The sequence below is a fragment of the Streptomyces lincolnensis genome (assembly GCF_001685355.1).
GTDB classification, from domain to species: domain Bacteria; phylum Actinomycetota; class Actinomycetes; order Streptomycetales; family Streptomycetaceae; genus Streptomyces; species Streptomyces lincolnensis.
Genome location: NZ_CP016438.1, coordinates 842061 through 856205 on the forward strand (window position 1 = coordinate 842061; position 14145 = coordinate 856205).

Annotated in this window: 10 protein-coding genes and 2 pseudogenes; 9 read left to right on the forward strand and 3 right to left on the reverse strand. The window is 68.3% G+C overall.

The window, feature by feature from the left end; genetic code table 11:
* Window positions 1-65: 65 nt before the first annotated feature.
* On the reverse strand, window positions 66-695 hold the full coding sequence (locus SLINC_RS03845) for an SGNH/GDSL hydrolase family protein (RefSeq protein ID WP_159425322.1): 630 nt from the start codon (window positions 693-695) through the stop codon (window positions 66-68).
* A 142-nt stretch (window positions 696-837) separates the two neighbouring features.
* Between SLINC_RS03845 and SLINC_RS03850 the strand changes: the two genes are divergently transcribed.
* Entirely contained in the window at window positions 838-1548 is a 711-nt protein-coding gene (locus tag SLINC_RS03850) for a cupin domain-containing protein (RefSeq protein WP_067426665.1), read from the forward strand.
* Window positions 1549-1684: 136 nt separating this feature from the next.
* On the opposite strand, the gene SLINC_RS03855 is transcribed toward SLINC_RS03850, so the two are convergent.
* Entirely contained in the window at window positions 1685-2674 is a 990-nt protein-coding gene (locus tag SLINC_RS03855) for a LacI family DNA-binding transcriptional regulator (RefSeq protein WP_211292751.1), read from the reverse strand.
* Between the two features lie 238 nt (window positions 2675-2912).
* Here SLINC_RS03855 and SLINC_RS03860 point away from each other — a divergent pair, with 238 nt between their 5' ends.
* The 6 genes and pseudogenes from SLINC_RS03860 to SLINC_RS49135 all read left to right on the forward strand — a co-directional run.
* Window positions 2913-3824, forward strand: coding sequence for a carbohydrate ABC transporter permease (locus tag SLINC_RS03860; protein WP_375141519.1), 912 nt, complete (start codon window positions 2913-2915; stop codon window positions 3822-3824).
* Between the two features lie 118 nt (window positions 3825-3942).
* The gene (locus SLINC_RS03865) at window positions 3943-4713 is read left to right on the forward strand and encodes a carbohydrate ABC transporter permease (RefSeq protein ID WP_225988231.1); all 771 of its coding nucleotides are present in this window, start codon (window positions 3943-3945) and stop codon (window positions 4711-4713) included.
* Window positions 4714-4815: 102 nt separating this feature from the next.
* The gene (locus SLINC_RS03870) at window positions 4816-6120 is read left to right on the forward strand and encodes an ABC transporter substrate-binding protein (protein ID WP_067426678.1); all 1305 of its coding nucleotides are present in this window, start codon (window positions 4816-4818) and stop codon (window positions 6118-6120) included.
* An 86-nt stretch (window positions 6121-6206) separates the two neighbouring features.
* Window positions 6207-7322 carry a Gfo/Idh/MocA family protein gene (locus tag SLINC_RS03875; protein WP_067426681.1) on the forward strand — a complete coding sequence of 372 codons (1116 nt, stop codon included), beginning with the start codon at window positions 6207-6209 and terminating at the stop codon, window positions 7320-7322.
* Window positions 7319-8281, forward strand: a complete 963-nt coding sequence (locus tag SLINC_RS03880) for a DUF6807 domain-containing protein (protein WP_067426685.1) — start codon at window positions 7319-7321, stop codon at window positions 8279-8281. The genes SLINC_RS03875 and SLINC_RS03880 overlap by 4 nt, the downstream gene beginning before the upstream one ends.
* A 220-nt stretch (window positions 8282-8501) precedes the next feature.
* Window positions 8502-8807 (forward strand): annotated as a pseudogene (locus SLINC_RS49135) (PaaX family transcriptional regulator C-terminal domain-containing protein); the annotation flags it as partial.
* 76 nt (window positions 8808-8883) lie between these two features.
* On the opposite strand, the pseudogene SLINC_RS50205 reads toward SLINC_RS49135, so the two are convergent.
* A pseudogene (locus SLINC_RS50205) lies at window positions 8884-9042 on the reverse strand (rhamnogalacturonan lyase family protein); the annotation flags it as partial.
* 122 nt (window positions 9043-9164) lie between these two features.
* Between SLINC_RS50205 and SLINC_RS50210 the strand changes: the two are divergent.
* Both SLINC_RS50210 and SLINC_RS03885 read left to right on the forward strand, forming a co-directional pair.
* The gene (locus SLINC_RS50210) at window positions 9165-9782 is read left to right on the forward strand and encodes an LUD domain-containing protein (protein ID WP_079164391.1); all 618 of its coding nucleotides are present in this window, start codon (window positions 9165-9167) and stop codon (window positions 9780-9782) included.
* Window positions 9783-10080: 298 nt separating this feature from the next.
* Window positions 10081-13809, forward strand: coding sequence for an nSTAND1 domain-containing NTPase (locus tag SLINC_RS03885; RefSeq protein ID WP_067426688.1), 3729 nt, complete (start codon window positions 10081-10083; stop codon window positions 13807-13809).
* Window positions 13810-14145 lie beyond the last annotated feature (336 nt).

Sequence of the window (14145 nt, forward strand, 5' to 3'; positions counted from 1 at the left end):
CTGACAAAGAGAAATCAGCTCTGCCAGGGCCGACATCGGCCTGGCAGAGCTGATTTCCGTACTGATCAACGTGATGAAATCTGCTGCAGCCTGTCACTTACCACCGGCAGATAGAATGTGGTGATACCGGCCATGTTGGGGTGCGTTCCCGATCCCTCCGCGCCAGGGAAACCGTCGACCAGGTCATCGAATGTGTATTTTGCACGCTGAGCGTCATCACGCGTGTCGAACGTGGTGTCCCCGAAGATGTCGGCGATGGCGATGCCCCACTTGCGACAGGTCTCCAAGGTCACTTCACGCAGCGCCACCTGAGTGCCCCAGTCCCGCGAACCGAGTTTGTGGGCGGCGACGTACACGATGGGGGCGGTCGGCCATTTCCGCCTCATTGTGTGCAGCGTCTTCTCCAGCTCAGCCGCGTAGGTCGCGATCGTGTACGCGTGGTCCCTGAAGATGGACTGGGCATCGTTGACGCCGCCGTCAAAGATAACGAAGTCCGGCGCGATGTCGGTCGCCTGCTCGACCTGCGCAAGTATCTGCCCGCCGGAAGCATGTGGGTCGGCGCCGATGGTCGCACCATTCCGGGCGAACTTGGTGAGGGTCATCCCCTCGCGCTCGGAAACGAGGTCCACAAAACTGTGCGGATATACATGTCCGTACACAATGCTGTCCCCGAAGGCGTAGATACTCTTGCCCACCAACCCACTGTTCACATCATTCTCCCTGCGGCTTCGCTATTTCAGGATTGATTTTAGGCAGAACATTGACCCGTTGGGTGATCAGTGCGTAAATTAAAGAGATAGAAAGCGCTTACTATCATGAAGCGGAGTGTTGACCCACATGAGCACAACCAACACCGGATTGCCCGGGGGCGTCGCCATCTCGCATCTGTCGGTGTACGACTGGCCTGCCGCCGACGGGGTGTGCGGCGGCACACCTCACATGCACCTGGCCTGTTCGGAGGCTTACGTCGTCACCAGCGGACGCGGGGCCGTGCAGACGCTGACCGCGTCCGGGTACGAGGTCACTCCGCTCCAGGCCGGTACGGTCGCCTGGTTCACGCCCGGCACCATCCACCGGCTGGTGAACGGGGGCGATCTGCGGATCACCGTTCTGATGCAGAACAGCGGACTGCCGGAGGCGGGGGACGCCGTCCTCACGCTGCCCCCGCAGTACCTGACCGATCCGGAGACGTACGCCCGCGCCACGGCCATCCCGGCCGACGCGCCCGAGGAGGAGCAGGAGCGCGTTGCCCGGGCCAGGCGGGACCTCGCTCTGGAGGGATATCGGGCACTGCGGGAGGCCGAGGGGCCACAGACTCTGGCCGCGTTCCACCGGGCCGCCGCCGCGCTGGTACGGCCGCGCATCGCCGAGTGGCGCGAGCGGTGGCGCCGAGGTGCCGAGGCCTCCGCCGCGGCCACCGGGGCGCAGCTCGACTGGCTGGAGCGGGGAGAGTCCCCCCATCTCGTGGATGCCACCGTGAGGTCCGAACAGCCCGTTGCCCGCAGGAAGTTCGGAATGTGCGGTCGGCTCGACGTCTACCAGAACTGATGCCGGTGCGCGCTTGAGGCCCGGCGGCGTACGCGGCCGGGCCGGCTCGCGCCTGAAGCCGACAGGACGGCAGCGCCGCCAGGGGGACGCACAGGCGCCGCTGGCCCGCGCCCGTTCCGGCAGCACCCGCCTTTGGTCACCGCCTGCGGCTGGGACGCTTGGTCGCGGGCGGCTCGCCCGTCGACTCCCGCCAGATGATGCGGAGGAGGGGTTCATCCTTCGCCTCGGGCACCGTATTGAGCAACCCCGCGATCAGCTTGGCCATGGCCGTACTGCCAAGTTGTTCGAGCTCCACGTCGACGGTGGTCAGGGACGGGGTCATGAACTGCCCGACCCCCGCGTTGTCCCAACCGGTCACGCTGAGGTCTCCCGGCACGTCCCAGCCGCGCTCACGGGCGCCCCGGACGACACCGGCGGCCACAAGGTCGTTGGCCGCGATCACCGCGGTCGGCCGCGAACGGCTCGAGAGCGACCGAATCGCCTCGATGCCGGACTCTCCCGACCAGTCCCCGTCGAAGACGCCGACGGACTCGACCCCGAGGCGTTCGACGGTGTCCAGATAGCTCTGCCTGCGCGCCCTGGCGGAAGCGAACTGCGCGTCGCCCGCCACATGGAGAAACCGGGAGTGGCCGAGCGACGCCAAGTGCTCGATCATCCGCACCACGGGCGTGGCGTCGGCCAGCTCCCCGATGCCGCGCATCTCGTCGTCGAAGTCGGCCGAGATCACCACGGTCGTCCGCTGGTGCAGTTTGCGCTCCACCTCGGGAAGCACGGGAGCGAGGGAGAGAATGCCCTCGTACTGTCCCGAATCGGCGAGCTCCAGCAGTCGGTCACTCCTCGCCCGTACGCCGCCTCCGGCGCTCACGACGTCCACGAAATACCCCGCGGTGTGCGCTGTGGCGCTGGCTCCTGCCAGCATGCGTGACGGGTTGAAGGCCATGGCGGGCATGAGGATCGCCAGCCGGCCGGTCTTCCGTGTGCGCATCGACCGCGCCACCAGGTTGGGGCGGTAGTCGAGTTCGCGTATGGCCTTCTCCACGCGTTCCAGGGTCGCGGGCTTCAGCCCGCCGTTGAACCGCAGATACCGCGACACCGTCTGGGGTGACACACCGGCGAGTCGCGCCACATCAGTGATCGTAGGCCGTCGTCGCGCCGTGTCAGCGCCGTCCATCCGCTTCCCCCACCTTCCGCCAACTTTCGGTGAAGTCAGAGACTACACACTCTTGACGCAAAAAGTGATCGTTCACTATGGTCCTCGCAACCCACAAAGTGAACGATCACTTTTCGGGTGACGCGTGGCCCGGGACGGGCCCGCACCACTGTCTGCCGATGCCGCCGCTCAAGGGAGCAGTGCCGTGAGCTCCATCAACGAACTACGCCGGCTGCGCGGGTCCCAAAAGGGCGCGCGACAGCAGAACAAGGCGGCGTTCTTCTTCCTACTGCCATGGTTCGTCGGGCTCTTCGGGATCACTCTCGGCCCGATGCTGGCCTCGCTCTACCTCAGCTTCACCAAGTACAACCTGCTGCAGCCGCCGCAGTTCAGCGGACTCGACAACTGGACGCGCATGGTCGACGACGAGCGTCTGCACAAGTCGCTCGAAGTGACGTTCAGCTACGTCCTCGTCTCCGTCCCGCTGCAACTGGCGATGGCCCTGGGGCTCGCTCTGCTGCTGGACAGGGGAGTGCGAGGACTTGCCTTCTACCGCTCCGTCTTCTACCTGCCGTCACTGATCGGCGGCAGCGTGGCGATCGCCGTGCTGTGGCGCGCGATGTTCGGGACCAACGGCCTTGTCAACGAGGCCCTGGCCCTCGTCGGTATCCAGGGGCAGGGCTGGATCTCGGAGCCCGGAACGGCGCTGTCGACCCTCGTCGTCCTGAACGTCTGGACCTTCGGCTCCCCCATGGTGATCTTCCTCGCCGGGCTGCGGCAGATTCCGACCTCCCTCTACGAGGCGGCCTCCGTCGACGGCGCGAAGCGCTGGCGCCAGTTCCGCAGCATCACCATTCCGCTGCTGACACCCATCATCTTCTTCAACCTGGTGCTGCAGATCATCCACGCCTTCCAGACCTTCACCCAGGCCTTCGTGGTCTCCGGTGGCACCGGAGGCCCCGCCGACTCCACCCTCTTCTTCTCGCTGTACCTGTACCAGCGCGGGTTCGGCCACTTCGACATGGGATACGCGTCCGCGCTCGCGTGGGTCCTGCTCCTCATCGTCGCGGCCTTCACCGCCGTCAACTTCTGGGCCTCAAAGTACTGGGTGTTTTACGATGACTGACCGCGCCGTAGCCGTACCTTCCTCGCTACCCACCCCCCGCCCCCACGTGATACGCCGGATCAGACGCGCGGTGCGCGCCCCTCTCAAACACTGCCTACTGGCTCTCTGCGCCCTGACGATGCTCTACCCCGTCCTGTGGATGGTGGTCAGCTCGCTGCGGCCCAACAACCAGATCTTCCGCAGCGCGGGACTCGCCCTGACGCACCCGCACTTCGAGAACTACAGCAACGGCTGGAACGCCTTCTCCCAACCGTTCAGCCACTACATGATCAACTCGGCGATCGTCGTGACCGGCGCGATCCTCGGGAACCTCCTCGCCTGCTCCCTGGCCGCATACGCGTTCGCCAGGCTGGAATTCCGGGCGAAGCGCGTCTGGTTCGCCGTCATGCTCGTCACCATCATGCTGCCGATCCACGTGATCATCGTGCCGCAGTACGTCCTGTTCTCGGAGCTCGGCTGGGTCAACACGTTCCTGCCCCTGATCGTGCCGAAGTTCCTGGCGACCGACGCCTTCTTCATCTTCCTGATGGTGCAGTTCATCCGGGGCATCCCGCGCGAGATCGACGAGGCCGCACGGATCGACGGCGCCGGGCACGCGCGGATCTTCTTCTCCCTCATCCTCCCGCTGATGGTCCCGGCGCTGGCGACCACCGCGATCTTCACCTTCATCTGGACCTGGAACGACTTCTACACCCAGCTCATTTATCTGACCGACCCGGACATGTACACCACGCCTCTCGCGCTGCGCACCTTCGTCGACCAGCAGACCGCGACGGACTGGGGCTCGGTGTTCGCGATGAGTGTCGTGTCGCTCGTACCCGTCTTCCTCATCTTCCTCACCGGACAGCGCTTCCTGCTGCGAGGCATCGCGACCACCGGCGGCAAGTAACTGCGGGGGCTACTGCCGGACATGTGGAGGCGCCCGAAGCCCTGACCGCTCGGGAGCACCTCAGTCATCAACCCGCCCACCCATCAGGCACAGGAGAAGCACATGAAAGCCAGCCCCTTCAGACGCGTCGCCATCGGAGCGTTCGCCTCACTCTCGCTCACACTGACCGCCTGCTCCGGTGGCAGCACCGAATCCGCTTCCGAGCTCAGCGACAAGCCGGTCACCATCCGCGCCACCTGGTGGGGAGCGGACACCCGTGCCCAGCTCACCGACGAGGTCATCAAGGCGTTCGAGAAGAAGTACCCCAACATCACGGTCAAGGGCCAGTACAAGGACTGGAACGGCTACTGGGACGCGCTCGCCACGACGACCGCGGCCAAGGACTCTCCCGACGTCGTCCAGATGGACGAGTTGTACCTCGCGTCGTACGCCGACCGCGGAGCGCTGTACGACCTCGGCAAGGCCAAGAAGCTCCTCAGCACGTCACAGTTCGACGACCAGGCCCTGGCCACCGGGCAGGTCAACGGAACGCAGTACGCGCTTCCCGTCGGCGTCGGCGTCCTGTCCATCCTCGTGAACACCGACCTGTTCAAGAAGTACGGCGTGACGGTTCCCGACGACAAGACATGGACGTGGGACGACTACGCCAAGATCGGGAAGGAACTGACCGACAAGAGTGGCGGCAAGATCCACGGCGCCGCCGGCGCGCCCGGCTTCTCCGCCGGCGACGTCAAGTACTGGGCTCGTCAGCACGGTGAGAACCTCTTCGACAAGGACGGCAACGTCTCGTTGAAGCCCGAGACGCTCGCCGGGATGTGGAAGTACGGTCTGGACCTGACCTCCTCGGGGGCCAGCGTCAAGGCGTCGACGATGGTCGAGGACCTGACCGCGGGTGTCACCGCCGGCAGCTTCGCCACCGGCAAGGCGGCCATGATGGGGGTGTACAACACCCAGATCACTGCGATCCAGCAGGCCGCCGGCGCCCAGGTGAAACTGCTGCAGATGCCTCGTGCCGACAGCACCAAGGCCAACTTCTTCAAGCCCTCCATGTACTGGGCGGTCTCCAGCCAGAGCAAGCACCCGGCCGAGGCGGCCGCGTTCATCGACTTCATGCTCAACGACCGGAAGGCCGCCGACATCCTCAAGACGGAGCGCGGCATCCCCGCCAACAAGGAGATGCTGAAGCACCTCCAGCCGGGACTGGCCGGGACCGACAAGGCGGCAGCCGACTACATGAACGCCGTGACCCCGGGTGAGTCACCGGTCGTGACCCCCAACGGCGGAAGCGGCATCGAACCGCAGCTGCAGCGCTACAGCCAGGAGGTCTACTTCAAGAAGACCTCGCCCGAAGCCGCCGCGAAGGCCTTCATCAAGGAGCTCCAGGGCGAGATCGACGCGGCCAAGTGACCTCCTTCCTGGGGGCCGTCGCCGCTGCGACGGCCCCCAGGAGCCCCACGAGAAGTGGGTCAGGAACCAAGAGAGAGAACACACCCATGCCCAGCCCCCGGCCGCCGTACCGCGTGGCCATCATCGGCACCGGCGGTATCGCCCACGCGCATGCCGAAGCCCTCACCGAACTCTCCGAACGTGCCCGGCTGGTCGCCGTCGCCGATGTCGACCTCACCCGTGCCGCCGAGTTCGCCGACCGATTCTCCGTGCCGCACGTCTTCAGTGACCCGCAGGCTCTGCTGGAGAGCCAAGACCTCGATCTCGTACACATCTGTACGCCCCCGCAGACCCACGCACCCCTGGCGACCATGGTGATGCGGGCCGGCGTGACCGCCCTGGTGGAGAAGCCGACGGCGCTGAGCCTGCGCGAGCTGGACCAACTGGCCACGGTGCAGGAGGAGACCGGCTCCAAGGTTCTGACCGTCTTCCAGCACCGCTACGGAGCTGCCGCCGTACGTCTGAGACGGCTGGCCGACTCCGGCGCACTGGGCCGGCCACTGGTCGCCACCTGCGAGACCCTCTGGTACCGGTCCGACGCGTACTTCGAAGTCCCGTGGCGGGGACGCTGGGACGTCGAGGGTGGCGGCCCCACGATGGGACACGGCATCCATCAGTTCGACCTGATGCTGTCGGTTTTCGGCTCCTGGTCCCAGATCACCGCACTCGCCGAGCGCCAGGCCCGGCCCACGGACACCGAGGACGTCTCGATCGCCGCCGTCCGGTTCGACAACGGAGCCCTCGCCACGGTGGTCAACTCCCTGCTGTCCCCGCGGGAGACCTCGCGCCTGCGCTTCGACTTCGAATACGCCACGGTCGAACTCGAACACCTCTACGGCTACCGCGAGGAGCACTGGCGGTTCACCCCGGCCCCCGGCCACGAGGAGCTCTCGGCCCTCTGGACCGACGGTGACGAGCCGGACATCACGAGCGGCCACAGGCTCCAGATCGAGGCCGTGCTCGACGCCTGGGAGACCGGACAGGAACCCGGCGTCTGTCTGCAGGACGCGCGTCGCACGCTGGAGTTCGCGGCGGCGACGTACGCCTCGGCCTTCCGCGGTGTCCCCGTCGCAGCGGGCGAACTGACCGACGACGACCCATTCGCGGTCAGCATGGACGGCGGCGCCGTGCCGTGGGAACCGGTCAAGGAGGCCCTCGTATGAACGCTCTTGAGATCCGCCACGACCTCGGCGCCTCGGTCACGGTCCGCGACGGCGGCACCGAGCTGTTCCGCTACGTGTACCGGCCGGACACCGTCCAGCTGGAATCACCCAAGCCCTACATCCACCCCCTGCGCACCCGGGCCGGCAAGGTGGTCAGCCTGTTCCGACCCCACGACCACGTGTGGCACAAGGGCATCGCGTGGTCCCTGCCGCACGTCGGCGAGGAGAACTTCTGGGGCGGTCCCACGTACATCCACGGACGCTTCTACGTCCAGCTGGAGAACAACGGAACCCAGGCCCACCGCCTGGTCACGACCCTGGACCGGGCCGACGGAACGGCGACGTTCGCCCACGACCTGGACTGGACCACCCAGTCCGGCGCGCTCTTCTTCACCGAACGCAGAACGCTGCGAGCGAGCCTGATCTCCCCGCACGCCTGGGCATTGACGTTCGAGACCCGGATGACGAACGTCTCCGGAACGGACGTCACCATGGGATCACCGACCACCAAGGGACGGGAGAACGCCGGCTACGGCGGCCTGTTCTGGCGAGGCCCACGGTCGTTCACCGGCGGACAGTTCGTGACCGAGGAAGGCCTGGGCGGCGACGAGGTCCGAGGGCGGCGCATGGAGTGGATGGGCTTCGCGGGCCGCCACGACGAGACGGACGCGCAGTCGCTCGTACTCATGCTCGACGACACGGCCAACCCGAGTCACCCGCCGCAGTGGTTCGCCCGGACCGAGGAGTTCGCCTGCCTCAACCCGGCACCGTTCTTCAGCGAGGAGCTGACCGTCGAGGACGGCGAGACCGTGCGGTTCCGTTATGGGGTGGGCATCGCCGATGCCGACGCGAGCGCGGCTCCCGCACTAGCCGACGCGGTACGCCAGGCGCTCACACGGTCGGATACGCCGTCCGCACGTGCCGCAGGATCCTCCTCGGGGCGCTTCGCGACGGAGTGAGCCGACCCTGCTCGCTATGCAAGCCCTCGGCGTGCACTCCCCGCTCACCAGGGAGTGCACGCCTTCCTCGCCACCCCAGCTGCTGCGATCGCCGTAGACGCAAGTGTCTGCGAACGGCAGCGAGGAAGTACCAGACACGTACGATCATGATGGCGGCCCTGATTGTCCGCTCGGACCCAGCACGGCCCCGACTACGTCACCTTTCACCCGTTGATGCCACATGCCCCGCCGGTGCGAGGCCACTTGCTCGACAGGTGACAGTGTTCCGCACGCGGCAGGAGGAGTTGGACACGCAGGTCGACCGCAACCCGGTCGAGGCGTGGGACCTGCCCGGCATCGCGAGCACTACCGGACTTTCATCGACCATTGGAGCGGCCTGTTTTCGCACATCGGCACCTACCGCGTCACCGGTCCGACGCGGTGCGCGCACGGGAGCGAGGTCATGCACGCTTACCGGCACTTCCCCATTCTGGACCCGCTGCTCCCCATGGGGCTGTTGCCGCCCCACTGGCCACGCTCACGGGCGCGGGAAGTCTGCGTCGCGGTGTACGACGGCCCACTCCAGCCGGCCCAGGACCATGTCCGCGCCGTGGTGATGCGATTCGCGCCTCGGCCGTTGCCACCGTCGGCCGGGGTGGACCAAGGATCTGGCCGGTCCTCGCGTCCGCCATCCAGGAGGACGGCGTGGAGCTGTCCTCGTCGACCTTGAACTCCTCCAGACCCGGCCGGGACGGGTCGAGGTCGCCCACGTACATCGCGTTCGGCCCCGGTCGAGGCGTTCCATCTGCCGCGCGGTAGGACCTGGCCGCGATGCTCGCCACCCCCGACCGGGCCGCTGTGGGCGGTAAGCGGGACGCCTGCGCCGCTGGCCCTCGACTGGTACATGGCCGGGCGGGCCTCGGAACCGGCCGGGCTGAACCTCCGGGACGTGGTGAACCGACGGAATGCGCCGGCAGGGGGTACGCGTCCCTGCGAAGAGATCGTTCTCCGCGCAGTGCCGTCGGTTTTCCGCGGCCCGGCCAGAGGCTGGTTCAAGGATTCAGAGGTGGTGTCGGATCAGCGAGGGGCCGCGTGCGCAGCATGTCCGGGCCCGACCCCCCAGCGGCGGGACGGCCGGCCACTCCGGAAGCAGCACCACGGCCCCGGCCGGGGGCGCAGGACCCTGACCCTGCTGCCGGACCAGCACATCTGCGTGGACCGGTCGGACCAGATCGCCCCCGATGTGACTGAGGCGCTGAGCCGGCTCGACCTGTACCGGTCGCTGTCGCTCGTCTCCGGGCCCCCGGCGACCAGCGACATCGAACCCGACCGTGTCAAGGACGTGCACGGGCCACGCCACGGTCCCTGGACGACGGAGCCGCCGGTCGTTTGCCTCTGCCGTGAGCCCTCCGATTCACGAAGGCGCGCGGCTCGTCGTCCGGTCGGCGGCATGCGTGGGGAGGGCCAGGATTCGGCAGTCATCGAGAGCGGTCACTGCCGTCGGGATCGTTTGCTTCGGTGACGAGAACTCCGTACGGGGTCCGTCGTGACAACGTCCGATGGGGCCATGGTTCTGTTTCTCCTGGGTGCCAGGTGTTCACTCGGCAATGAGAGCGCCAAGGCGGGACCGAGCCCGGCCCGGCCACCCGGGAGTTGTCAGCCGTCCCCTCTCTCATCGGCGAAAACAAACTCAGCACCGCCGGTACGAACAACTTCTCCGGCGAACATCACAGTCGGAATGGGTTCTCGCCCGAGGCGGACGAAACGTACCTTGTGCTGCTGATCAGCATGTTCTTCAGGTATGCGAAAGAGGCTTCACCATGGGGCGCCCCGAACTACCGGTCGACCCGGCGGCCGGTCCCGTGCAGCGACTCGCCCATGATCTTCGGGAGCTGCGCCGTTCGGCGGGTGGCGTGTCGTACCGGGCCATGGCGAAGAAGGCCGGCTTCTCGGTGACGACCCTGGCGAAAGCGGCGAGCGGCGAGCGGCTGCCGTCGTTGGCGGTGCTCCAGGCGTACGTCCAGGCATGCGGCGCCGACCCCGTTCCTTGGGAGACACGGTGGGCGGAGGCCGAGGCGCTCGACGAGGAGGAGAGGCAGGAGGATGCCGACGCCGCACCGCCCTACCGTGGCCTCGCGCGCTTCGAGCCGGACGACTGTGAGCTGTTCTTCGGCCGGGACCGACTGATCGACGAGCTGAGCGAGCTTACGCGCGGGTCCCCGTTCGCCGTGGTGTTCGGGGCGTCCGGCAGCGGCAAGTCCTCCCTGCTGCGGGCCGGTCTGATTCCCGTGCTGCGGGAGAGGATCGCGCAGCAGGGGCGCACGGCGGTTCTGCGGATCCTCACCCCGGGAGCCCGGCCCGCCACCACCTACGGACATCTGCTGACGCCGACGGCCGACGATCCGGACAGCTGGGTGGTGGTGGATCAGTTCGAGGAGGTCTTCACCCTCTGCCGCGAACGCGCCGAGCGGGACCGCTTCCTCGACCTTCTGCTCGCCGCGCGCGACCCGGGAAGCCGACTGCGCGTGCTCATAGCCGTACGATCCGACTTCTATGCGCGGTGCGCCGAGCACCCGCGGCTGGCGGAAGCGCTGCACGGGAGCGGGCTCCTGGTCAGGTCCATGACCGCCGACGAGCTGCGCGAGGCGGTGATCGGTCCCGCGCAGGCGGCCGGGCTCATCGTGGAGCGGACACTGACCGCACGGATCGTCGAGGACGTGCTCGACGAGCCCGGCGGACTTCCGATGCTGTCCCATGCCCTGTTGGAGACCTGGCGGCGGCGCAAGGGACGGACGCTGGCCCTGGCCGCGTACGAAGCGGCCGGCGGGGTGCGCGGCGCGATCGCGGCCAGCGCCGAGGAGGTGTACGGGGAACTCTCACCGGCGCAGGCGCACGCTGCCCGGCACCTGCTCCTGCGGATGGTCGAGCCCGGCCAGGGCAACGCCGACACGCGCCGCCCGCTCAGCTGGGAGGAAATGGCCGGGTGGGAGGACCCCGAAGTGCGAGCCGTCGCCGGGCGGCTGACCCGGGCCCGGCTGCTGATCACCGACGACGACGGAGTGCAGCTCGCCCATGAGGCGCTCATCACGTGCTGGCCGCGGCTGCGCGAGTGGATCGACGCGGACCGGGAGCGGCTGCGCCACCACCGGCAGCTGACCGATGCCACCCGCACCTGGCTGGAGCACGACCGCGACCCGGGAACGCTCTACCGGGGTACCCGCCTGGCGCGGGCCGAGGAACTGTTCGCGGGCGACGACCGCGGCTACGACGGTCTGACGTCCGAGGAGAAGGCATTCCTGGTCACCGCGGCGGAGCAGCGGGCGGCAGAGGGGCGGGCCACTACCCGGGCCCGGCGCCGAAACCGCACCCTCGCGGCCTCGCTCTGCGCCGTGCTGGCGGTGGCCCTGGTCGTCGGCCTGACCGCCGTGCGACTGCGTCAGGACAGCGAGAAGCAGACCACCGACACGGCAGCCCGCCGGGTGGCCTCGGTCGCCGAAGCGCTGCGCACCACCGACCCGCGCACCGCGATGCTGCTCGGCGTCGCCGCATGGCGGATCTCTCCGCTGCCGGAGTCCCGCCGAGCATTGCTGGGCGCGCTGGCCCAGCCCGAACTGGGCAACTTCACCGACCCGGCGCCCGGTGACACACCGGAGCGGTTTCTCGACGTCTCCGGGCGCACTCTGCTCAGCATCAGCGACGACACCTGGCGAACGTGGGATGCGGGCACCCACCGCCGCATCGCCTCGGGGCCGGTACCTCACGGGGCGGTGCTCGGCGCGGGCCCGGGCGGTCGGGTGCTCGTCATCCATACCGCTGACAGGACCCAGCGGCTGTGGGACACCCGAACGAGGCGCTGGATCGGGGATTCCCTGCCGTTCAGCGACACCGTGACCCTCGGGGCAAGTGGCCGCAATTATCTGGTGAGGAGCCCGGACGACGACCGGGCTGGGCTTTACTCGGTCACCGACGGTCATCTGGTCTTCCGGACCCCGTCGGCCGGCCGGGCGGAACTCACCCACGCGGCGGCCGACGACCGGCTGCTGGCCGTCTGTCCGCGTGGCTTGGCCCCGCAAGTCTGGGACACCTCCGCGCGCAGCGTCCGCTCCGGCGCCTGGACGAGCGCTCGCGGCGTCTGTGGTGACGACACCGACACCCTCCTGGGCCTCACCGGCGGCCGGCTCCTCGCTCTCGCCGGGGACCGGGTACGTGTATGGGACACCACGTCGGGACGAGAGCTCGCCGACGTCTCCCACCAGGGTGCCGATTCCGCCGTCGTGAGCGCGGACGGTTCGTTTCTGGCGACCGGCGGCGGCCAGGAGATCAGGGTGTGGCGTCTGCCCAGCGGTGGCGCCCCCGTTTTCCGGCACTCCTTGGACAACGAAACGCTCTCCGGTCTGGCCTGGGACTCCTCGCGGCCCCTGTTGCGGTATCTCGAAGGGGGCACGGTCCACACCCTCGACCTCACCAGGACGCTCACCCACACCTGGCGCACGAGTCCGCTCACCGGGGTCCGGCTCAGCCCCGACGGCAGGACGCTCGCCACCGCCGAACGTATCGGTGACCGCTACGTCTTCCGGTTGCGGAGCACACGCGACGGCCGTCTGCCGCGAACCCTGCCGGACCCGTCTCATCCCGTCTTCCGCACCGGCATACCGACGGTCCCCGCGGACGTCACCGAGCCCTTGCTGTCCTTCAGCCCCGACGGCGGCATGTTCGCGTACGGAGTCTCCGCCCGCGGCTGGGACACGGTGTCTCAGCGTCTGACGGTGTGGGACGTGGCCGCCGGACGGGCGAAGACCACTGTGGACCTGGCGAGGGCGTCCGCAATGCCGCCGGACGCGATCGCCCTGGGACCGGGCGGTCGTACGCTCCTCGCCGCACGTCTGACCGACGACGGCTTCGTCAACGAGACCTGGGACACCACGGAGCGGCGGAGGACGGCGCTCCTCCCCGGCCCGGCCGGCCGGCATCTGGCCGTCAGCCGGGACGGCGGGCTCCTCGTGACCGACAACCGCGTCGTCCGAGCGGGCCGGTCCCACGCCCATGACCTCGTCCAGCACGACGACATCGCAGCCATCTCCTTCGCTCCGGACGGCTCCGGCCTGGCGACCGGCGACGGAACGGGGCGGGTGGCCCTCTGGGACGGCGACCTCCGGCACCGGGTGGGCATCCTGAGGAACGTCTTTCCGGCGCCTGTCGATCCGTCCTCCGGCTCAGCCGAGTCGATCACGGCTCTCGCCTTCAGTCCGGACGGCAGCACGCTCGCCGTGGGCGGCGACGCAGGCACCGTCCAACTCTGGGACATCTCGACCCAGCAACCTCTCGGTCCTTCTCTGCCCACCTCCGGTGAGAGCGCCGACACGCTCGCCTTCAGCCCGGACAGCACCATGCTGTACGCCGGCGGCAAGCACGTCCAGCTCCAGCGGTACGTCGTGGATCCTGACCGAGCGGTGTCCCTCGTCTGCTCCCGTGCCGGGAACGCGGAGCTGACCCGGGCGCAGTGGCGCACCTATGTTCCGGACCGGCCGTACAGGCGGGTCTGCCCCTGACCGGGACGGGGCCGATGTCAGCACGGCCGTTCGGCGGCGGCCGGTCTTCCGGATCTTCATGGACAACTCTCCCGTCGGATTTCTCGACCCGTTGATCGGGGCGGGCTGCCGGCCCGGTCGAGGCGCCGACGGCCGACGTGATCCCGCCTCGCCGAAGTTTTCGGCGTCGGGTCCGGTGTCGTACGGCCTTGGCCTTCGGCGCCGTCCCAGAGCTTGAGGCGATGGCGGCCGCCTGGTCGCCCGGGGCCGAGAACCGTACGCGGGCGCCGGGCAAACGGTCTCGATGGCATCCCGGCAGAGGCGGAAGCCTCTGACGCCGGCCAGTCCGCAACCGCC

Bases quoted from the DNA above. Each gene is read 5' to 3' on its own strand.
- SLINC_RS03850 (WP_067426665.1), top strand. From the start codon at position 838: ATGAGCACAACCAACACCGGATTGCCCGGGGGCGTCGCCATCTCGCAT.
- SLINC_RS03885 (WP_067426688.1), top strand. From the start codon at position 10,081: ATGGGGCGCCCCGAACTACCGGTCGACCCGGCGGCCGGTCCCGTGCAG.
- SLINC_RS03880 (WP_067426685.1), top strand. From the start codon at position 7,319: ATGAACGCTCTTGAGATCCGCCACGACCTCGGCGCCTCGGTCACGGTC.
- SLINC_RS03865 (WP_225988231.1), top strand. From the start codon at position 3,943: ATGCTCTACCCCGTCCTGTGGATGGTGGTCAGCTCGCTGCGGCCCAAC.
- SLINC_RS03875 (WP_067426681.1), top strand. From the start codon at position 6,207: ATGCCCAGCCCCCGGCCGCCGTACCGCGTGGCCATCATCGGCACCGGC.
- SLINC_RS03870 (WP_067426678.1), top strand. From the start codon at position 4,816: ATGAAAGCCAGCCCCTTCAGACGCGTCGCCATCGGAGCGTTCGCCTCA.
- SLINC_RS50210 (WP_079164391.1), top strand. From the start codon at position 9,165: ATGGCCGGGCGGGCCTCGGAACCGGCCGGGCTGAACCTCCGGGACGTG.